The sequence below is a fragment of the Arthrobacter sp. GW460-12-1-14-TSB2 genome (assembly GCF_059423525.1).
Window position 1 is genome coordinate 493,175 of record NZ_JBWKYC010000001.1, and the last position, 19,672, is coordinate 512,846.

The window sequence follows — 19,672 nt, forward strand, 5'->3', positions numbered from 1 at the left end:
CGGTCACCTGAGGTGACCGGCCGCCGTCGTGCGTTGTTCAGTGGTTGCGCCTGAAGAAGCCCTACTTGGCTGCTTGCAGCAGTTCCGCGCGGACCGTCCTGGTGGCCGAAACCAGGTTGCGCAGGGACTCTTCGGTCTCGGCGTAGCCGCGGGTCTTCAGGCCGCAGTCCGGGTTGACCCACAGCTGGCGGGACGGAACGTGCTTCACAGCGGTGCTGAGCAGCTCGGTGACTTCCTGCTCACCCGGGACGCGCGGCGAGTGGATGTCGTAGACGCCCGGGCCAACGCCGCGGCCGAAGCCGTGGGACTCGAGGTCGTGGACAACCTCCATGCGTGAACGTGCGGCTTCAATCGACGTCACGTCGGCATCCAGGCCGTCGATCGCGTCGATGATGGCGCCGAACTCGGAGTAGCACAGGTGGGTGTGGATCTGGGTGGCGTCGGCGGCACCGGCGGTGGCCAGGCGGAACGAGTTCACGGACCAGTCCAGGTATGCGGCCTGGTCGGCCTTGCGCAGGGGCAGGAGTTCACGCAGGGCGGGCTCGTCCACCTGGATGACCTTGATACCGGCGGCTTCGAGGTCGGCGATTTCGTCGCGCAGCGCCAGGCCCACCTGGTTGGCGGTCTCGCCCAGCGGCTGGTCGTCGCGGACGAACGACCAGGCCAGGATGGTGACCGGACCGGTGAGCATGCCCTTCATCGGCTTGCTGGTCAGCGACTGGGCGTACTCGGCCCAGGCCACCGTGATGGGGGCGCTGCGGGTGACGTCGCCCCACAGGATGGACGGACGCGTGCAGCGTGAGCCGTAGGACTGGACCCAGCCGTGGACCGTGACGTCGAAGCCCTCCAGGTTCTCGGCGAAGTACTGGACCATGTCGTTGCGCTCGGGCTCGCCGTGCACCAGGACGTCATAGCCGAGCTCTTCCTGCAGCTCCACAACGCGCTTGATCTCGTCCTTCATGAGCTGCTCGTACTGCTCGTTGGTCAGGTCGCCCTTGTTGTTGCGGGCCCGGGCCGAACGGATTTCGGAGGTCTGCGGGAAGGAGCCGATGGTGGTGGTGGGCAGCGGCGGCAGGTGCAGGGCCTCTTCCTGGGCTGCTTCGCGGACCGAGTACTCGGAGCGGTTGAAGTCGGCCGGGGTCAGGGCCGCGGTGCGGGCCCGGACGTCGGCGCGCTGCACACCCTCGGCGGCAGCACGGGAGGCGATGATGCGGGTGGCTTCGTCGATGGCGGGCTGCACTGCGCCAGCATCGGTCAGCAGGCCTGCGAGGGTGACAACCTCAACGGCCTTCTGGTCGGCGAACGCCAGCCAGCTGCGGAGCTGAGCGGACAGCTGGGCCTCTTCCTCGACGTCGTGCGGGACGTGCTGGGTGGAGGTGGAGGTGCTGATGGCGAGCTTGGCCACGGACTTCTTCAGTTCGGCAATCTTCTCCGCGGAGGCGGCAAGATCGTTGCGCCAGATGTTGTGGCCGTCCACGACGCCGGCAACCAGGGTCTTGTTGCCCAGTGCGGCGAGTGCCGCCGCGGACGGAACAGCGCCCTTGAAGACGTCGATGTGCAGGGCGTCGATGTTGGTGGCGGCGAGGGTGCCGAGCTGGCCGTTCAGTGCGCCGTACGGGGTGGAGACGAACAGCTGCGGGCGCTGGGCAACAGCGGACAGGACTTCATAGGAGCGGGCAACCGCGGCCTGGATCTCCTCGGCGGAGGTGTCCTGGTCAACCACCAGGGCGGGCTCGTCCAGCTGGACCCAGCTGGCGCCGGCGGCGGCGAGCTTCTCCAGCAGCGCGGCGTAGACCGGCAGGACGTCCTCGAGGCGGGACAGCGGGCTGAAGCCGGCCGGCGCGTCGTCGGAAGCCTTGCTCAGCAGCAGGAAGGTGACCGGACCCACGATGTACGGGCGGGTCTCCACACCGTTGGACAGGGCGTATTCGAATTCCTCGACAATGCGGTTGGAGGTCAGCGCGAAGTTGGTCTCCGGGCCGATTTCCGGGACGAGGTAGTGGTAGTTGGTGTCGAACCACTTGGTCATTTCCAGCGGCTGCTCGTCCTTGTTACCGCGGGCCAGCGTGAAGTAGCCGTCGATGTCCAGCTGTCCCTCGGCGTTGAGGAGGTTGCCGAAGCGGGCCGGTACGGCGCCGAGGTGGGTGGCGGCGTCGAGCACCTGGTCGTAGAAGGAGAAGGTGCCCGGAACAGCGGCGGCTTCGGTCAGGCCCAGGCCCTGCAGGCGCTTGGCGGTGCCGAGCTGGATTTCCTTGGCGGCGGCGTCCAAGGCGGCGGCGTCGATCTTGCCGGCCCAGTAGGCTTCGACGGCCTTCTTGAGTTCGCGGCGGCGGCCGATGCGCGGGTAGCCCAGGATCGAGGCGGAGGGGAAGGGCGTGGTCACGGCCGGGGTGTTCTGCTCAGTCATGTGAAGTCCTTGAAGGTGTTGGTGAAAGTCAGGGGTGAATTACTGCTGGAAGATTTGGTGCTGGGGGCCAATACTGGCGGCCGGAGCTGGCGGCCGGGACCGACTTCTAGCTCGCCATTTCCTGGTGGCGGCGCGCAATGGCATTGAGCCTGCTCGCCGGACGGGCAGGGCGTGGCAGGGCCAGCTTGTCCAGGACCTCCAGCGCGCAGGCGTGCTCGTTGAAGGTGTACAAGTGGATTCCCGGCGCTCCGGCGTCCAAGGCGGCGTTGGCCAGATCCACTGTTGCCCGGACCCCGATCAGCCGGCGTTCGGCGTCGTTGTCCGCAGCGGCCAGCCGCGCCATGAGTTCCGGAGCGGGTTCGACCCCGGTCAGCTCGCCCAGGCGGTTGAGCCTGCGCACGCTGGTCAGGGGCATCACACCCGGAATGATGGGGATCGTGACCCCCGCCCGGCGCGCCCTGGTGATGAGGTCGGCGTACTGCTCGGTGTGGAAGAACACCTGCGTGATGGCGAAGTCCGCACCGGAGCGCTGCTTGGCCAGCAGCACTTCGACGTCGTGAGCCTCCGTCGGTGATTCCGGGTGCCGGGTGGGGTACGCGGCAACGCCCACCGCCACCTTGCCGGCACAGAGCAGCGCCGAACGGCGCTGCTCCACGCGCCGGATCAGTTCGATCAGGTCCTGGGCATACCGCAGGGAACCGCTCGCCGGGGTTCCGCCGTCCTTGGGCTGGTCACCACGGAGCGCCAGAATCCCGCGGACGCCGACGTCGAGCAGTTCACCGATGATTTCGGAGAGTTCCTCCGGCGTGTTGCCCACGCAGGTCAGGTGGGCCAGCGGACGCAGCGTCGTTTCGAGCAGGAGCCGGTTGATGAGTTCGACGGCGGTGTCCCGGTTGGAGCCGCTGGCTCCGTACGTCACGGAAACGTAGTCCGGGTCCGTGGCTTCGAGCTCGCCGATGGTGGTCCAGAGCGACGCGGCGGCAGCCGGGGAACGCGGCGGGAACAGTTCATAGGAGAGCGCCACCGGAGCGGTGTCGGAGAGATTCGGATGTGTGTCAATAAGGCTAGGTGGAGACATTTGCGTCCTTGGCTTTGGGCCATTGCCGGCATGTGCACCTCAGTCCAAGGGACCTCGGAAACGCAGAACCGTCAATGAATTTGAGTTTGGGAACACGGAGTGAACTTCGGCAGGGCGCAGCCGCGACTGTTACGCCTGATAGGAAGTTGTCCGTGAGCAAATGTCAGGCCCACATGGGGGCACCCACACCCTCCTGGCGGAGGATCGCTGACACGTTACCTCGGTAACTTGTATAAGACTCTAGGGCGCAGCTTGGGCGCGTTCAAGCTGGCCCCCGAATTAAGACGCACCTTTACGCTCTGTTGCGCCGCCGCACAGAACATTGTTCGCCGAAAAGCTCGAAATTGACCTTGGCCTCTGGCCCGCCCGGCCAAGGTGCTCCTAGCATGGCGTGAAGAGCAGGTAAGGAGGCACCGTCCATGACCGGCTCCGGACCCCCGCGGCACCTGACGGCACTCATCCCCGAATGTGTCATCGGATGGATGGCCTCAACGGCTATTTATCACGCCGCCCTGCGCCCGCATCTCCTCAGCTGGGGAGCTACCCGGGCAGAAAGGGCGGCATCCATGCCGGGCGACTCCCTGGTAGCTGACCCGTTCGTGGTTTCCACAAGGGCCGTTTCCATTCGGGCCGCTCCTGGCAGCATCTGGCCGTGGCTGGCGCAGATGGGAGACGGGCGCGGGGGCCTGTACAGCTACGATTTCCTCGATCGCGCGTTCGGTATATTGAGCGGTCCAAGCGTCAACCGGATCCTTCCCGAGTTTCAACAGCTCGGATCAGGCGACGTGATCCCGCTTGGCAGGGGTCCGGATTGGGCGGTAGCCGGCCTTGACCGGGAACGGCACTTGGTGCTGGAGCCTGTGCCGGCCCGCGTCAGCTGGTGTTTTGCCCTGAACCGGGACACGAACGCCACCCGGCTGGTGAGCCGCGTGCGGATCAGGATCTACACCCGGCCCGTGCTGTGGGTTCTTGCGCCGCTCATCGATTTGGTCTGGTTCATCATGGAGCGCAGGATGCTCCTGGGGATACGCGCGCGTGCAGAGCGGCTGGAAAATAGCCAAGCCCCCGAAGAACAGTGAAGGTCACCAGGGCCTGTCCGTGCCGCTCCCGGCATCGGTGTTGCCCAGGTATTCGTCCCGCTGCCTGCCGCCGTTTCGTTCCCGCTGCGCGGACTTGGCGGACTCCTCCAGCTTGTCCAGCTGGCTCTGCTGCGGCTCCGGATCGGGCTGCGGCTGCTTGTCCGCGTCCCCGGTTCCAGCGTCGGGCGCGGCACCCCCGAGCTTACCCGCTTTGGACTGCAGCCGTTCTTCCGCTCCGCGGAGGCGGTCACCCTCGCCTTCTGCGCCGTTGGCGTTGTCCTTGCTTTCGTCCGGGCTGAAGCAACCTGGCGGAGCAGCCCTGATCACGGCCAGGCCGTCGTCATACAGGCGGGCCGCATCAGCGGCAGACTGCGCGGAGTTGGTGGCAGCGGTGGCGTCGGCGGCCGCTGCTGCCGCGTCCGCCAGCCGTTCAATGCTGAGGACCAGGTTGACGCGCACCTTGCACTCGTCGGCTGGCGGAGCGTCAGCGAGGGATGCCTCAAAGCGGGCGCGGGCCCCGGTGAAGTCGCCGCTGAGGACCAGGGCGTCGCCTGCTGCAAAGGGCGCCTTGTGGCGTTCCACGAAGTTGGCAATGTCCAGGCCGGACGCGGCGGAAGCAGTGCCGGCCTGGTCGCCGCGGCCGAATGACGCTGCCGCTTCGCTGCCCAGATAGCCGACGCTCAGAAGTTTGACGGCGAGCGCCACGGCAACCAGCACGGGCGCTGCGGACAGCAGCAGCAACCGGCGTCGCCTTTGCTTGTCGGGGCCCGGCACGGCGTGCGCGCTCTTTTCCCGGTTCATCAGCCGGCCTCCGTTCGTCGCGGCCGGAGTTGCCTCAACTGGCGGAGGACGCGGATGCTCTCCCACAGCGCAAGGACGAAAGCAACAAGTGCCGGGGCCCAGTAGAGTTCCGTCCTGCCCTCGAGTGACTCCGATGTTTCCTTGAGCGCGCCGGGCCTGGCCGCCTGCATCATCGGGGCCGTCCCGTCCCCGGCCGCGCGGTGGACGTAGGGAACGCCGAGCTGTGCCGCCACCTCCCGCAACCTGTCCTCGTCGATCCGGGACACGGCGTCCCCGGCGCTTCCGCCGCTGCGGTCCTGGATATAGGCAGCGGCATCGCCGGACGAATAGCTGGATTTTTCCTTCATCCGGCCGCCTTGCCCGGTACCGTAACCAAGCACAGCGCCGCCGTTGACCAGCGAGGCGTCGACGCGCATCGGCTCCGGCGCCTTGCCGCTGGTCTGCTCGCCGTCGCCGAGGTAGTACACAATCCGTGCCCGCTCAGGGTGGCTGTCCCTGGCCGCCTTGAGCCGCTCGTTGAGGACAGTCCGGGCAACGGTGACACTGCTGCCTGTCGAATACTGGGTGATCTCAGGTTCCAACACGCCGGTGAGAGTGCCGAGGGCTGAGGTGTCCGTGGTCAGCGGCATCCGGACCACCGCCTGGGAGTCGAACGTGATCAGGGAAAACCGTGCGCCGGCCAGCTCCCCTGCGATAGCCATGATGTCCTTCCGGACGCCGTCGAGCCTGGGGCCGCCGTCCCCATAATCCTCGGCCGCGATGCTGCTGGTGGTGTCCACGACAAAAAAGACATTCAGATCTGCCTCTGCTGCCCGGACGCTGCCGCCGGGCACGCCCGGCCGAAGTGCCGCGAGCAGCAGCAGTGCCACGAGGCCCGCAGGCGGCAGCAGGCCGCGGAGTCCTGCTCCGTACTGCCGGCTTCGGACGGCCGTCCATCCCAGGAGAACGACGACGCCGGCCATAACGGGAAGCATGATCCACCACGGCCAGATGGGTTGGAAGGTCACGACCTCAGCCTCCAGGTTGCGCCGGCCAGCACCAAGCCGGAGACCAGAGCGATGCCCAGCGGGATCTCGGCGCGGTCCGAAACGACGGCCTGCGGGGCGGCGGTGAAGGCCGTGGCCTCCGTCGACTGAACCTTGCGGATGATCTCCGCGACCGCGTCCGGGCTGTCCAGGGGGTAGTAAGCCCCGCCCGTCCCTTCCGCGGCCGCGCGAAGTTCGGCACCGGGTTGATCGGGGTCCGTTCCGTAGTCGAAGTCCCCGGGGTTGAGGGCGTAGACACGCACGTCCTTCTTTTTGGCCAGCGCTGCCGCTTCCGGCAAGGTAAAAATGGGTTCGCCCGAGACGAAGTTGTCGGTGGCCAGGACGACAGAACGGGACCGCTCCTGCGAACCGCCGCTTCCGGCCGGGCCCCCGCCATCGGTTGCCGGGAACCCCTGCACGCATGAGGCCAGGCCGTCCCCGATCAGGGAGGATCCGGCGCCGTTCCACGTGCCGTCCAGGAATCCGGCGCTGCCGGGTGCGCCGTCAAAAGCTTCCCTGGCTGCCTGCAGCTGTTCCTGCACGAAGTCGTAGTCGTCCGTCAGGGGAAAGACCTGCACCGCGCTGCTATCGAAGACGGTCAGGCCAATCCGTTCGCCATCGAATCCCTGTGCCAGGCGGGCGAAGACCTCGACTACGGCCGCGTCGGCGCTGTTCATGGATCCGGAGGCGTCAAGACACAGGATGATGTCGCGATTGCGTTGTTCGGGGCTGACGGTGTTGCGCTCGGCCGGCCTGGCTGCGGCCACCACCGCTGCTGCCATCAGGACTCCCCCTGCCACGGCAGCCACCGTGAGCCAGCGGCGATGGCGACGCACCGCTGCCTGGTACTCCGGCAGTTCGGTGAGCCGATTTCCGTGGGCCACCGGCCGCAGGGTGGTCTGGCGGCCCCGCTCCCGTATCCGGGCCAGCCAGTACGTCCCCGCACCAAGGAGGAGGGCAGCCGGAATCATCCACCAGAAGATCAGCTCCATGTCCGGACCACCTCCCGCGCCGTTTCCGCGGCGGTTGCGACAGAGTCGCCGGGTTCCGGGTCGCCGGGTTCAGAGTCGCCGGGTTCAGAGTCCCGCGGTTCAGGGCCGAATTCCGCAGGATAAAGGCTGCTGACGGCGAGGGCGGCTGCGGGAATGTTCTGTTCGCGGAGCTCTGCCAGGGTCATCCGCGGGGCATCGATCCCGGCAATATCGCGGACAAAGCTCCTGATGAGCAGGCTGAGCGCCTGGTGCGCGGCGCGGGCGGACAACCGGCCCGTGGCCGAGTCGGCTGCCACAGCATCAATGCGGCGCAGGTAGTCCCCTTTGAGGCTGGACGGATCCGACGGCGGCCCGGAGGCGGGCGCCGTCCATGAGCCCGTTTTTTGCCGGGTGCTCAGGAAGACATAGGCCAGCCACACGGCCACGAGCAACAGCAGGCCCAGGCCGGCCCACGGCAACCAGGGGCTGTAGCTCAAGGGGGCATAAAACCCTGCGTCATTTTCCACGGCGGTGCCGTTCCAGCAGGGTGAACACGGCAGGCATCACGTCGTGGCTGCTGCCTGCCTGGACGTGGGCAATGCCCAGCCGCCGCAGCACGGACTCCCGGGCCGCATCCCGCTGTTCCTGTGCCGCCGTGTACGCGCGGATCACCGCATCCGATGCCGAGAGGCGGCCGGGCAGGAGCCCGGCGTCCGCAACGTCATAGCGGTCGGCAGGCAGGGCGGCCGTTTGTGCCCCGGCCAGCTGTGCGTCCCGGACTGTCAGCCAGAGGACCTCGTGCTGGGCACGCAAACGGCGCAGCAACCGCTCCATCCCGGCATCCGGTACCAGCTCGTCGGCCACCACGAAGAGCAGCATGCGCTGGCCGAAGTTGCGTGCCACATAGGAGAGCTGCTCGCCGATGCTGCTGCGGGGTGAGGTCAGCGCCGTGCTGTCGTTGACTTCGCGGAGGAGCCTTTCCAGGTGCGCTTCACCGGCTTTCGCGGGCAGGGACCGGGATGAGGTCTCGTCACCGCACACCAGGCCCACCACGTCGCCGTGACGGTGGGCAAGGTAGCCCACCACCCCCAAGGCCATCACGGCCACGTCCTTCTTCGCCTCGCCACCGAGCGAGGAAGCAGCCATGTTGCGTCCGGTATCCGTCACCAGCAGCACCGTCTGCCGCCGCACGGCAACATAGCGCTTGATGAGCGGGGATCCGTGCCGGGCGGAGGCCTTCCAGTCGATGTCGCGGACTTCGTCTCCGGGAAGATAGGCCCGGAGGTCGTCAAAGTCGAGGCTGCGGCCCTTAAAGACGGAACCGTATTCGCCGTCGAGCATTCCGCGGGCTTTGCGGTGGGCGAAGATGGACATCTTCGATTTCACCCGGGTCAGGAGGCTGGACACAGGCCCGGGCTCAGGGAGTCTGTACGGACGCCACAATGGCATCGATGACCGTCTCCACCGGAACCTGCTCTGCCACCGCCTCGAAGCCAAGGATGATCCTGTGCCGGAGCACGCGGTGGGCCAGTGCTTTCACGTCCTCGGGGATCACGTGGTCCCGGCCGTTCAGGAGGGCGACTGCGCGGGCGGCCTGGCTAAAGGCGATGCTGGCACGCGGGCTGGCTCCGAACTCGATGAAACCCGCGAGCCGGGCGTCGATGTACTGGCCGGCATTCCGGGTGACGAACACCAGCCCGACGATGTACCTGACGATCGCCGGGTCAATGTAGACGCGCTTGACCAGCTCCTGCACCTCCGAGACCGCGTCCAGCGACGCGGCGGCGGCCGGACGCTGTTCGTCGGTGAAGACGCCCGAATCGATCCTGCGGATGATCTCGGCCTCTTCGGCCGGTGTGGGGTAGTCCAGGACGTCTTTGAGCATAAAGCGGTCCATCTGTGCCTCGGGCAGCAGGTAGGTGCCCTCCTGCTCGATGGGGTTCTGAGTTGCCAGCACCAGGAACGGGCTGGGCAGCCGGTGCACCACTCCCCCGATGGACGTCTGCCGCTCCTGCATGGCCTCGAGCATGGCACTCTGTGTTTTCGCGCTGGAGCGGTTGATCTCGTCCAGGAGCACAATGTTGGCGTGCACCGGCCCCAGCTGCGTGACAAATGTTCCCTTGGCTGCGTCATAGATCTGGGTGCCTACAATGTCGCTGGGCAACAGGTCGGGGGTGCACTGGATCCGCCGGAACTCTGCACTCACGGATTCCGCCACGGTCTGCGCAGCGGTGGTCTTCGCGAGCCCGGGGACGCTTTCCAGCAGGATGTGGCCGCCGGTCATGAGTCCTACCAGCAGCGATTCCCGGAGCCTCACCTGCCCCACGACCTTCGCGTCGAAACTGCGCGAGATGCTGGCCATGACCTGCTGCGCCCTGGCCAGTTCCGCCGCTTGGATCCGGACGGCGGCCGTTGACTGAAGCACTGGAAGTCCCCCTGGTTGCTGTTCGTGAACGGCCGCTGGTGCTGCCGGACTGCGTTGCGGTCGCAACGCGTCCGCCACGGGCCATCCTATCCAAGCCGTGGTCCGCGGATTCCGCAATGGGGAGCCCTCCCCATGCGGGCCGCTCAGGACTATCCTGATGGCATGATTCAGCTTCCAGCCAGTTACCAGGAGTATCTCGCCGGCAAGAGCGAGAGTTTCATCAACACCGTCCGGCCGATCCTCATGCAGTCGGCGGCGGAGAAGGTGCATGGTGTCAGGGTCCTCTACAACCCCGGCCCCACCGGCCACCAGGCCCATCTGGATGACACGATCCCGTTCGGGACGGTTGTCGAAGACATCGACTGACGGCGGGCTCAGCCCTTCATTGCACCGGAGAGCGCAAACGATCCGCCGGCCCCGCGCGCCACGAGGACGTAGAGGACCAGAACCGGAACCGAATAGAGGATGGAGAATGCGGCCAGCTGGCCGTAGGCAATTGCGCCGTGCTGTCCGAAGAAGCTGAAGATCGAAACCGATGCGGGCTGCTTCGACGGCGACAGCAGCAGGATGAAGGGCACGAAGAAGTTGCCCCAGGTCTGAATGAAAACGAAGATGAACACCACCCCGAGGCCTTGGCGCATGAGCGGCAGCACCACGGCGCGCAGGGCCGTGAGTCCGGACGCGCCATCCACCCAGGCGGCCTCTTCCAGCGAAACGGGAACCGCATCCATGAAGTTCTTGGTCATCCAGATCGCCATGGGCAGCGCGGTTGCCGCCATGAAGAGAACCGTGGCCAGCTGGGAATCAAGAAGCCGCAGCTGGACGAACAGGCCGTAGACAGGCACCATGATGGCGGTTACCGGCAGGCAGGTGCCGCACAGGATCGAGTACATGAACGGCCGGTTGAACCTGGACTCGAAGCGCGACAGAGGGTAGGCAGCCAGCACGGCGGCCACCAGGGTCACGGACGCTGTCCCGGCTGAGAGCAGCAGGCTGTTCCAGAGCGGCCTGAGGAGCAGCTCCGGCGTAAGGACCGCTGTGAAGTTGGCTAACGAGGCGCTGGCCGGCAGCCGGGTCTGGTAACCCGCTTCGGCGTCCAGCGAGCCGAACACCAGCCACAGCAACGGCAGGACGAAGCAGGCGCCGATCAGCAGCAGAGCAGCATCTGCCGGACCCCGGTTCCGGTGGCGTCCCGGCCATGCCCCTTCGCCGTGCCGGGGGCGCCGTAACGTCTCTTCGAAAGTCCGTCGGCCCGCCGTCGTCATCGTTTATCCCCCCTGAGCAGCCGGACGTAGGCAATCCCGAACACCAGGCCCAGAACGATAAGCACCGAGGCGATGGCGGTACCGTAGCCAATGTCGCCGAACTTGAAGGCTTCCTGGTAGGCAAGGACGGGCAAGGTGGTGCTGGCGCTGGACGGACCGCCGGCCGTCATCACCCAGATCAGGGTGAAAACGGCCAGGGTCTGGAGCGTCACCAGCATAAGGTTGGTGGCGATGCTGGACCGGATCAGCGGCAGGGTGATGAACACCAGTCGCTGCCAGCCAGCTGCACCGTCCATCAGGGCGGCTTCGGAGATGTCCTGCGGCACGTCGGCCAGGGCCGCCCGGTACACCAGCATGGAGAACGCGGTGCCGCGCCAGATGTTGGCCAGCACCACGGCCACCATGGGGTAGGCGTACAGCCAGTCGGCGCCGGCAACGCCCGCACCGCCAAGCACCTGGTTCAGCGTCCCGTCCTTGCTGAAATAGGCGTAGGCGGCGAAGGCCGCAACGATCTCGGGTAGCACCCAGGCCGCCACCACGGCGGTTCCGACGACGGCGGCCACCGGCTTGCGGGCACGCGTCATCAGGCCCGCGATCAGGAGTCCAAGCATATTCTGGCCCACCACCGCCGACGCCACGACAAAGACAACCGTCAGGACAACCGAGGCCGGAAAAGCAGCGTCTCCCAGCAGCCGCACATAATTCTCGACGCCGGTCCAAGCCGGGTTCCTGGCGTTGCGGCCGGTGAGGGCCGCGTTGGTGAAGGAGGCGTGGAAGGACCAGAGGATGGGAGCGGCCAGGAAAACGAGGATCAGCAGGACTGACGGCAAAACCGGCAGCAGCCGCAGCTGCTGCCGGACCGTTTTTCGTTCAACCATGCGTCATTTCTGCACGACCTTGGCGTCCCCCACCAGGTCCTTGACTGTCTTGTCATACTGCGCGGCTGCTTGCTGCGGCGAGAGGGCGCCGGTGATCACGGCTTCGGTGGCAACCTGAACTGCGGCGGAAATCCGTGGATAGTCAGCTGTGGCAGGCCGGTAGTGGGTGACGGAAACGAGATCGGAGACGTCCTTGACGAACGGATTCGCTGCCAGGTATTCGGTTTCTGCGGCGACATCCGTCCGGACCGCGATCTGGGAACCGGACACGGTGAACGCCAGGGAGTTCTTCTTGCTCAAGGCCTCGGACAGGAACTTGAAAGCCAGGTCCGGGTTCTTGGAGTCCGCCCCGACGGCCAGCGTCCAGCCTCCCGACATGCTGACGCCGCCGGGTTCCTGGCCGTGTTGCGTGGGGAACTTCGCCACGCCCATGTCCTCGGCGTAGCCGGCCCACTCGTAGTTGCCGCCCTTCTGCCAGAACGACGGCGTGTAGGAGCCTTCCACGGTGGCTCCCATCTTGCCCTTCGGCAGCCATTCGCCGAAGACTTTCTTCCAGACGTTGGCATCGAGCGCCTCGGCGGGCGTCACGGCAAGCCCTTCGTCGTAGAGTGTCTTCAGGAAAGCCAGGGAATCCTTGAACCCTTGGGAGCCCACCACCCATTTCTTCTCCTGCTGGTCATACAGTTCGCTGTCCGTGCCGTAGAGAAGCTCGTAGAAACTCTGCATGACGGTGCCCTCACCGGTGGCCTTGCCGGCATACATGTTGAAGGGGACCAGCGACGGGTCCGCGGCTTTCATCTTGCGGGCCGCGTCCAGGATTTCGTCCCAGCTCCGGGGCTGCCATGGGACGGTGATTCCTGCCTTTTGCAGGACTGTCTTGTTGTACCAGATGGCGCGGGTGTCGGTGCCGAGGGGCACCGCGTAGATGCCGCCGTCGTCGGCGGTACCGGCGGCTTTGGCGGCGTCGTTGTACAGCTTCCAGTCCGCCCATTTCTCGAGGTAACTGTCCAGTTTCAGGAGGTACCCGGCGTCGACGTCGGACCGTACCTTGAAGGTGTCCTCATAGAAGACATCCGGGGCGGTCTCCGCCGACCTCAGGGCCAGCGACAGCTTGGTGCCGTAATCGTCATCGTTGGCCTCGATGGGCTGCAGGTCCACGGTAGTGCCCTGGTTTGCCGCTTCGAAGTCCTTCTTGGCGTCCTTGAACAAAGTGTCGAGGGCAGTAAACGAATCGGTCTTCTGGTAGACGATCTTCAGGGTCTTTTTTTCGGCGGCCGGCTGTTCCGCGGAGCAGGCTGATGTTGCCACCAGCGCTGTCGCACAAAACAGCGCCACAAGGAATTTGGCAGGGCGGTGCATGACGCTCCAATCTTCGAGCGGCTGCAGCCCCCAATGTCCTCCAGCTGGCCCCAGCCTTTAGCCGATTTGCAATTTCAACTTAGTGCTTCCCGCTGTCAATGCAGGGGACGCGGCCTCAGCCTTCCAACAGCAGCCGCTGCGCGCGAGGGGCCAGCGTATGCTCGAGCACCAGGCAGGCGGCGCCGATGGCACCTACGTCCTCTCCAACACCGGTTCCGACAACTTCAATGTCATGGATCTGGCGGGCCGCGCTGTTCTCCGCCAGCAACCCGGGGACGCGGTCCAGGTATCGACGTGAGAGGCGTGTCCAGAACGGACCGCCGAAAACGACTCTTTCGACGTCGAGGGTATTGGTGACCACAGCCACGGCGCGGGCGACCAGGACAGCGGAGTGGTCGAGGATCTCCGCCGCCTTGCGGTTGCCCGCGTCGGCTTCGTCACAGAGCCTCGCGAAGCTTTCCTGGATGTCCAAGGCGCCGGAAGTGTGGCGCACAACGTCAAGGACGCCGGCGGTTTCGGCCTGCGCCACGAGGACCTGCGGGATGCTGCTGGATTTCACGCAACCCCTCAGCCCGCAATCGCACGGCGGGCCGTCCGGGTCCACAATGATGTGCCCGATTTCACCGGCATTCCCCGAAGTTCCGCGGACCACTTCGTCGTTGAGGACGATGCCGCAGCCAATGCCGGTGCCCATGTACATAAAGACGAAACTGCCGGAGCCGCTGGGCCCGCCGGCCCACGTTTCGGCGACGGCTGCGCTGGTGACGTCCTTGTCCACCAGGGTGGACAGGCCGGTGGCCTCCGCGAGGGCGTCCCGGAGCGGCACCCTGTCCCAGCCGAGCAGGAGGGGCGGATCAACGACCGTTCCCTCATCCAGGTTGATCGGGCCGGGGGCGGCAACGCCCAGGCCGGCAATTTTGTCAGGATCAACGCCGGAGGCGGCCACCAGGTCGTTGATCTCCGCGGCAATGATGGCAATGATTCCGTCCGGATCGCTGGCGCCCGGGGTGTTGATCCTGGAGTGCCTGACGACGGATCCCACGAGGTCCAACACCACGAAGGTGGTGACGGTGGGATCGAGGTGAACGCCCACCGCGTACATGCCGGCGGGGTTCAACCGGAGGATGGTGCGCGGCTTTCCCGGTCCGCTGCCTTCCTTGCCGGCTTCGACGATGAGGTTCTGGTCAAGCAGGCGGCGTGAGATGTTGGAGATCGTCTGCGGGGACAGGCCCACGATCTGGGCCAGTTCCACCCGGCTGAGGCCTCCCGAGGAGCGCCGGATGGCGTCAAGGATCACCGTGAGATTGAAGTCCCCCATACGGGGCAAATTGGTTCCGCGCCTCGGCGATGGCGTGCGGATCTCAGTCACGGATTCCCCTAAACTTCTTCGGTTATGCACTGCTGATGCTTGAATCGTACGTTACCCGCGCGCGCGGCGGTACGCTCACACGCGGACTTTGGCCACGGTGGTTTCGCTGCCGTGGCGTGCTTTCACCCGGCCCCGGCATCCCGGCATCGCCGCAGTTGCCGTTACGCAGGGCGGCAGGTGCTGACCGCAACAGTGAATTTGGCGTTCCTGCCTGCCACTCGGGTGGGCCCGACGAACCGTTCCAGCGCGGGCAGATACTGCAGGTGGCTGTTGTAGACGGTCCAGAGTTCCCCGCCCGGCGCCAGCACCCTTCCGGCGGCACGGAACATTTTGATTCCCGCCCCGGCGTGGACGCTGGCACCCAGGTGAAAGGGCGGATTCAACAGGATGAGGCCGGCGCTTCCGTCCGGCAGGGAGTCCATCGCGTCGTCCTGGAGGACCGTGATCTGACCCGCCAGGCCATTGGCTTCAGCGGTGGCCCTGGCAGAGTCGACGGCCGCGGCCGACTGGTCAGTCGCCGTGACGTTCGATTCCGGATGGCTTCTGGCATACATGGCGGCCAATATGCCCGTCCCGCAGCCGAGGTCCACAACGTTGGGTACCGGCGGCATGTCGGGCAAGTACCTCAGCAGGAACCGTGTTCCGATGTCGAGCTTGGTACCGGCGAACACCGCGCCGCGCGCACAGACCGTGAGGTCCAGTTCGCTGTTGCTGTCCGCCACGGGAAACGGCGGCGCTCCCGTTACGGGCTTGGCGTCCTTGGCTATCAGGACCCTGGATTTTTGCCGGGCCAGTTGGGGTTGGACGTCGTTGAAGTACCGCTGCAGGACGCTGTTCATGCCCAAGCTCATGTGCTTGACCCGGCCTCCAGCCAGCAACACCGTGTCCGGAGCCGCGTAGCGGGCCACGGCGTCCGCCGCTTCCTCGAGCTCCGCGAGCGTCTTGGGCAGTTGGAGCAGCACCACGTCGGCGTCGTCGAACAGTGCGGCACCGAGCGGCAACTGCTCAAAACCGGCGTCAACGCCAAGCCCCGCGGCATTGTTGCGAAGTGCCCGCTCCCCCGTGATGAGGTCCTGATGAACCTTCACGTCCCGGACGCCGTAGCCGGCCAGCGCCCCCAGCGTGAGGGCCCCGTAGCGGTCACCGATCACTGCGATCCTGCTCTCCGGCGTCAGCAGTTCCGACGCTGTTTCGAGGAGTAGCTTGTCGGTGGCATCCCAGGCCTGCAGGTTCGGGGCTTCAACGTCCGGGAACCGGCGCAGGCCGCCGAGTACTGATGCCACGCTGTTGTCCGCCACGTGCAAGCTGCCGCCTTCCCTGTCCATTGTCATTCCGCCGGCCGGGAGGGAACCACGGGGCGAAAAGCTACCCAGTAAACCTACCGCGAAACGGTCCTGTCCGCGGCTGGCGCAAACGGTCAGGTCCGCACTTCTCCGGCCGCGCGGCGCTCGAACATCCGCAGGATGCCGGCCACTGCCGCCCGGCCGGCCCGGTTTGCGCCGATAGTGGACGACGACGGCCCGTAACCCACCAGGTGAACCCGTTCCTCCGCGGCCACCTGGGTGCCGTCCATGGCGATGCCCCCGCCGCTGCCCCGCAGGTGCAGCGGGGACAGGTGTTCCAGCTCGGCCCGGAATCCGGTGGCCCAGAGGATCACCGTAGCGGCCAGGAAGCCTCCATCTGCCAGCCTGACGCCGTCGGGCTCTATCGCCGTGAACATCTCCCGCCGGTCCAGGGCGCCGCGCGCGGCAGCCGCACGCAGCGAGGGGGTCCGGAGAAGACCCGTCACAGACACCACGCTCTGGGGAGGAAGTCCCTGCCGGACCCGCTCTTCGACGAGGGCGACGGCGTCGTGACCCGCCTGTCGGTCAAACTCGGCGTCGCGCCACACTGGCTCCCGCCGGGTAAACCAGCTCGTGGTGGTCACCTGGGATATTTCGTCCAGCAGCCCGACGGCGGAAATGCCGCCGCCCACCACAATGACGTGCTGCCCGCGGAATTCCTCTGCCGCTACGTAGTCGGCCACGTGCAGCTGCCTGCCCCGGAAGCTGGACTGTCCCGGGTAGATCGGCCAGAACGGCCTGGTCCACGTGCCGGTGGCGTTGATGACCGCCCGTGCGGACCAGCCGCCCGCGGAAGTTTCGATCCGAAGGCGCCCCGTGGGATGGCCGTCTTCTCGGGACACCGAACGGACCTTGACGGGCCGCAGGATATTCAGCCCGAGCCCGCCCTCGTAGTCCCCGAAGTAGCGTGACAGGAACGCGGAACTCGGCTCAGCCGGGTCGACATCCGGCTTCGGAATGCCCGGCAGGTCGCTGATTCCGTTGACGGTGGCCATCCGGAGGCTTTGCCAGCGGTGCCGCCACGCGCCGCCAGGCCCGGCTTCGGCGTCCAGCACAACGTAGGAACCCGGCGCGTCCGCCTCAACGGCGGGAGCGGCGTTTTCGTCGGTTCCCCCCGCGGGCAGAAAGCCGCGACGCTGCAGGTGGTAGGCGGCGGACAAGCCGGCCTGGCCCGCGCCAATCACCACTACATCCGCGGCCTGCAGTCCGGCCGCCTGGGCGTTGAGGATCTCCGGTCCCGCCTAGACCTTCTTGACCACGCTGGATTTGAGCTGCATGGGTCCGACGCCGTCCACTTTGCAGTCGATGTCGTGGTCGCCCACTCCGTCCATCAGCCGGATGCCGCGGACCTTGGTCCCGACCTTGATGACCGTGGAGCTTCCCTTGATCTTGAGGTCCTTGATGACCGTGACGGTGTCACCGTCGGCGAGGACATTTCCCACCGCGTCCTTGATGACGGACTCCGTTACTCCTGCGGTATCCGTTGCCTCGGCGGACCACTCGTGGCCGCACTCGGGGCACACCAGCAGCGCACCCATCTCATAGGTGTACTCGCTGGAGCATTCAGGGCAGGGAGGGAGGGATTCGTTCACGCTCCCATATTAGTCGAGCGTTAAACAACAGAAGCCGCCCGGTCGGGCGGCTTCTGTTGCGTGAATCTGAGTGGAGCTGAGGGGACTCGAACCCCTGACCCCCTGCATGCCATGCAGGTGCGCTACCAGCTGCGCCACAGCCCCGAATTTTCATTGCTCCGGCACCTTCAGTCTTCACTGACGGGCCCGGTTCTGCGTCCGGATCTCTCCGAAGCAACTCAAATATCTTAGAACAGGCGTTCCGAAAATTCCAAATCGGGCATATTCGGTGGCCTGCCCCGGATTACTCGCTGTCTGAGGAAACAGCCGCTTTGGCCGACGTGTCTTCCCCGAGCTGAAGGTCAACCACGGGGCAGTCCTTCCACAGGCGCTCGAGGGCGTAGAAGACGCGGTCTTCCTCATGCTGGACGTGGATGACGACGTCGGAATAGTCCAGCAGGACCCAGCGTCCGCCGGAACGGCCCTCACGGCGCACAGGACGGAGCTCCTGCTTGCCCAGTTCCTCTTCGATGCCGTCCACGATGGCGTTGACCTGGCGCTCACTGGGCGCCGAGGCGATCAGGAAGACGTCGGCCAGGGCCAGCCGCTCGCTGACATCCAGGCCCACAATGTCCTGGGCTATTTTGTCCGCAGCAGCACGCGCGGCTACGCGGGCTATGGCGATGGATGAATCGGTTGCAGTCACGGGACTCCTTGTTGTGGTTTAAAGCTATGTAGGTCGGACGCGATGGGTATCAGCGTCGTGGTGTCGGGGCAGCGGTGCGGATAATGCCCCGGTGCGTTGAATCAGGGCGCCAGGCCGCTGATGATCATGGTCACGCCGGCAATCAGCGCGACGATCCCCAAAGCAAGGACGGCCAGCTGCAGCAGCCGGATACGGTGCGCCCGGCCCAGGCCGGCGGTGACAGCGTCAAGCGGTTCCAGTCCGTAGGCGCTGTTGGCCGCTACTCGCGGCTTGTCCACGAAATTCTCACCGGATTCAGCAGCCCACGGCTCTGCAGCCGGGGATGGCGGCAGGGTTGCCGCAGGATCGGCGGCCGCCTGAGCGGCAGCCTCCGCGCGGGCAAGTACGCCCGCCCGGCCGGTGGCCGGCGCCGCGTTCCGCCGCGGCGGACCGGGTTTGCGAGGTCCTTTGGTGCCGGGCTGCTGCAACCGGGGGCCGGGGTTGGTCACCACGGGGACATATGACGTAGCAGGCTTTTTCATCACCGGCCGGTCAATGCCGGGAACCTTTTCGAACTCCAGCGGAGTCACCATTGCGAGGTTGCTGACGGCTGAGGGCTCGGTCTTCGGGTGTGCAGGCTGGCTGGCCTGTTCGGCCAGCTTCTGCTTGGCCATGGCCCGTTTGTTCAGGATGGCGGCGCGCTCGGCCAAGGCGATCTGCTCCGCGAGGATTTCCGGATCCACTGCTTCGGGATCGTTCGCCGCAATGTGCTCCATCTTGGCGATCTGGTTCCTGGCCTGTTCGGCGATGAGGGAACGCGCTGCAAGGGCCTGCTCGACGGTCATTCCATCGGGAAGCCTGCTGTCCGCGTTGGCCTCCGGCGACGCCGTCCGCGGAGCCTCAGTGGGCGAAGGGCCGGGCTGCGACGCCGGCTGACCAGGACGTGCCTGCGGTGCGGACTGTCCGGAACGCGCCTGCGGCACGATGCGCTGGGAGGACGTGCGGGCCGGCGGAACGATCAGGTTCGCGGCGGTGGCAGGTGCGGCCTCGGCCTGGAGCTGCTGGAGCCGGAGCTGGCGGCGCGTGGGCGGACCGCCGGCGGACAGCCGTTCCTCCTTTTGCGCCAGTTCCTTGATGGTGCGCAGGGCGGCCCGGTCCCTTGCCCGGCTCTGCGAGGAGCGTTCGGGGCCCGCAGGAGTCCGGACCGAGTCCACGGGACCTGGAGCCACACGACGGATGCGGCCGGTGCCGCCCTCGCCGTCCGGCGCCGGTGTCCCGTTCCCGGGCACTTTTGAGGCAGGGGGAACCGGGCCCGGTGCCGGGGGCACCGCGTCCTGAAGTGATTCCGCGCGCTCATCTCTGGCCTGCCGCAATTCACGGCGGCTACGGAGGGGAGGCTGTTCCTGGCTCATCTAA

General features: G+C 66.3%; 19 protein-coding genes and 1 tRNA gene. 2 read left to right on the top strand and 18 right to left on the bottom strand.

Annotation, left to right across the window (positions count from 1 at the left end):
• Positions 1 to 61: 61 nt before the first annotated feature.
• Both metE and AC07YR_RS02355 read right to left on the bottom strand, forming a co-directional pair.
• The gene (gene metE, locus AC07YR_RS02350; protein ID WP_494732909.1) at positions 62 to 2,407 is read right to left on the bottom strand and encodes a 5-methyltetrahydropteroyltriglutamate--homocysteine S-methyltransferase; all 2,346 of its coding nucleotides are present in this window, start codon (positions 2,405 to 2,407) and stop codon (positions 62 to 64) included.
• Positions 2,408 to 2,513: 106 nt separating this feature from the next.
• Positions 2,514 to 3,485: a methylenetetrahydrofolate reductase gene (locus tag AC07YR_RS02355; RefSeq protein ID WP_055803476.1), complete on the bottom strand. Its 972-nt coding sequence runs from the start codon at positions 3,483 to 3,485 to the stop codon at positions 2,514 to 2,516.
• Between the two features lie 419 nt (positions 3,486 to 3,904).
• On the opposite strand from AC07YR_RS02355, the gene AC07YR_RS02360 reads away from it, so the two are divergent.
• Positions 3,905 to 4,564, top strand: coding sequence for a hypothetical protein (locus AC07YR_RS02360; RefSeq protein WP_494732910.1), 660 nt, complete (start codon positions 3,905 to 3,907; stop codon positions 4,562 to 4,564).
• 3 nt (positions 4,565 to 4,567) lie between these two features.
• Here the strand turns inward: AC07YR_RS02360 and AC07YR_RS02365 are convergent, their stop codons facing one another.
• From AC07YR_RS02365 to AC07YR_RS02390, 6 genes are read right to left on the bottom strand one after another with little or no spacing between them, the layout of a single operon-like run.
• Positions 4,568 to 5,365: a hypothetical protein gene (locus AC07YR_RS02365; RefSeq protein WP_494732911.1), complete on the bottom strand. Its 798-nt coding sequence runs from the start codon at positions 5,363 to 5,365 to the stop codon at positions 4,568 to 4,570.
• On the bottom strand, positions 5,365 to 6,372 hold the full coding sequence (locus AC07YR_RS02370) for a vWA domain-containing protein (protein WP_494732912.1): 1,008 nt from the start codon (positions 6,370 to 6,372) through the stop codon (positions 5,365 to 5,367). The genes AC07YR_RS02365 and AC07YR_RS02370 overlap by 1 nt, the downstream gene beginning before the upstream one ends.
• Positions 6,369 to 7,382 (bottom strand): vWA domain-containing protein, encoded by a 1,014-nt coding sequence (locus tag AC07YR_RS02375; protein WP_436057839.1) that lies wholly within the window; start codon positions 7,380 to 7,382, stop codon positions 6,369 to 6,371. The genes AC07YR_RS02370 and AC07YR_RS02375 overlap by 4 nt, the downstream gene beginning before the upstream one ends.
• Entirely contained in the window at positions 7,373 to 7,858 is a 486-nt protein-coding gene (locus AC07YR_RS02380; RefSeq protein ID WP_436057840.1) for a hypothetical protein, read from the bottom strand. Before AC07YR_RS02380 ends, AC07YR_RS02375 begins: the two co-directional genes overlap by 10 nt.
• 19 nt (positions 7,859 to 7,877) lie before the next feature.
• Positions 7,878 to 8,768, bottom strand: a complete 891-nt coding sequence (locus AC07YR_RS02385) for a DUF58 domain-containing protein (RefSeq protein WP_436057841.1) — start codon at positions 8,766 to 8,768, stop codon at positions 7,878 to 7,880.
• Between the two features lie 10 nt (positions 8,769 to 8,778).
• A complete protein-coding gene (locus AC07YR_RS02390; protein ID WP_055803495.1) occupies positions 8,779 to 9,786 on the bottom strand; it encodes an AAA family ATPase in 1,008 nt (335 codons plus the stop codon).
• Positions 9,787 to 9,948: 162 nt separating this feature from the next.
• On the opposite strand from AC07YR_RS02390, the gene AC07YR_RS02395 reads away from it, so the two are divergent.
• A complete protein-coding gene (locus AC07YR_RS02395; RefSeq protein ID WP_436057842.1) occupies positions 9,949 to 10,152 on the top strand; it encodes a hypothetical protein in 204 nt (67 codons plus the stop codon).
• Positions 10,153 to 10,160: 8 nt separating this feature from the next.
• On the opposite strand, the gene AC07YR_RS02400 is transcribed toward AC07YR_RS02395, so the two are convergent.
• The 10 genes from AC07YR_RS02400 to AC07YR_RS02445 form a co-directional block, all read right to left on the bottom strand.
• Positions 10,161 to 11,051 carry a carbohydrate ABC transporter permease gene (locus tag AC07YR_RS02400; RefSeq protein ID WP_055803498.1) on the bottom strand — a complete coding sequence of 297 codons (891 nt, stop codon included), beginning with the start codon at positions 11,049 to 11,051 and terminating at the stop codon, positions 10,161 to 10,163.
• On the bottom strand, positions 11,048 to 11,929 hold the full coding sequence (locus AC07YR_RS02405) for a carbohydrate ABC transporter permease (RefSeq protein ID WP_055803501.1): 882 nt from the start codon (positions 11,927 to 11,929) through the stop codon (positions 11,048 to 11,050). The genes AC07YR_RS02400 and AC07YR_RS02405 overlap by 4 nt, the downstream gene beginning before the upstream one ends.
• A 3-nt stretch (positions 11,930 to 11,932) precedes the next feature.
• Complete coding sequence (locus tag AC07YR_RS02410) at positions 11,933 to 13,288, bottom strand: extracellular solute-binding protein (RefSeq protein ID WP_055803505.1); 1,356 nt, start codon at positions 13,286 to 13,288, stop codon at positions 11,933 to 11,935.
• 115 nt (positions 13,289 to 13,403) lie between these two features.
• On the bottom strand, positions 13,404 to 14,657 hold the full coding sequence (locus AC07YR_RS02415) for an ROK family transcriptional regulator (protein WP_494732913.1): 1,254 nt from the start codon (positions 14,655 to 14,657) through the stop codon (positions 13,404 to 13,406).
• Between the two features lie 161 nt (positions 14,658 to 14,818).
• Complete coding sequence (locus AC07YR_RS02420) at positions 14,819 to 15,955, bottom strand: class I SAM-dependent methyltransferase (protein WP_494732914.1); 1,137 nt, start codon at positions 15,953 to 15,955, stop codon at positions 14,819 to 14,821.
• Positions 15,956 to 16,074: 119 nt separating this feature from the next.
• Complete coding sequence (locus AC07YR_RS02425; RefSeq protein ID WP_494732915.1) at positions 16,075 to 17,187, bottom strand: NAD(P)-binding domain-containing protein; 1,113 nt, start codon at positions 17,185 to 17,187, stop codon at positions 16,075 to 16,077.
• Positions 17,188 to 17,241: 54 nt separating this feature from the next.
• On the bottom strand, positions 17,242 to 17,592 hold the full coding sequence (locus AC07YR_RS02430; protein WP_436057845.1) for a zinc ribbon domain-containing protein YjdM: 351 nt from the start codon (positions 17,590 to 17,592) through the stop codon (positions 17,242 to 17,244).
• Between the two features lie 71 nt (positions 17,593 to 17,663).
• Positions 17,664 to 17,736 (bottom strand) — tRNA-Ala (locus tag AC07YR_RS02435).
• 139 nt (positions 17,737 to 17,875) lie between these two features.
• Positions 17,876 to 18,277, bottom strand: a complete 402-nt coding sequence (rsfS, locus tag AC07YR_RS02440; RefSeq protein WP_055803517.1) for a ribosome silencing factor — start codon at positions 18,275 to 18,277, stop codon at positions 17,876 to 17,878.
• Between the two features lie 101 nt (positions 18,278 to 18,378).
• Positions 18,379 to 19,668: a hypothetical protein gene (locus AC07YR_RS02445; protein WP_436057846.1), complete on the bottom strand. Its 1,290-nt coding sequence runs from the start codon at positions 19,666 to 19,668 to the stop codon at positions 18,379 to 18,381.
• Positions 19,669 to 19,672: the final 4 nt, after the last annotated feature.

Bases quoted from the DNA above. Each gene is read 5' to 3' on its own strand.
- metE (WP_494732909.1), bottom strand. From the start codon at position 2,407: ATGACTGAGCAGAACACCCCGGCCGTGACCACGCCCTTCCCCTCCGCC.
- AC07YR_RS02355 (WP_055803476.1), bottom strand. From the start codon at position 3,485: ATGTCTCCACCTAGCCTTATTGACACACATCCGAATCTCTCCGACACC.
- AC07YR_RS02360 (WP_494732910.1), top strand. From the start codon at position 3,905: ATGACCGGCTCCGGACCCCCGCGGCACCTGACGGCACTCATCCCCGAA.
- AC07YR_RS02365 (WP_494732911.1), bottom strand. From the start codon at position 5,365: ATGAACCGGGAAAAGAGCGCGCACGCCGTGCCGGGCCCCGACAAGCAA.
- AC07YR_RS02375 (WP_436057839.1), bottom strand. From the start codon at position 7,382: ATGGAGCTGATCTTCTGGTGGATGATTCCGGCTGCCCTCCTCCTTGGT.
- AC07YR_RS02395 (WP_436057842.1), top strand. From the start codon at position 9,949: ATGATTCAGCTTCCAGCCAGTTACCAGGAGTATCTCGCCGGCAAGAGC.
- AC07YR_RS02400 (WP_055803498.1), bottom strand. From the start codon at position 11,051: ATGACGACGGCGGGCCGACGGACTTTCGAAGAGACGTTACGGCGCCCC.
- AC07YR_RS02405 (WP_055803501.1), bottom strand. From the start codon at position 11,929: ATGGTTGAACGAAAAACGGTCCGGCAGCAGCTGCGGCTGCTGCCGGTT.
- AC07YR_RS02410 (WP_055803505.1), bottom strand. From the start codon at position 13,288: ATGCACCGCCCTGCCAAATTCCTTGTGGCGCTGTTTTGTGCGACAGCG.
- AC07YR_RS02445 (WP_436057846.1), bottom strand. From the start codon at position 19,668: ATGAGCCAGGAACAGCCTCCCCTCCGTAGCCGCCGTGAATTGCGGCAG.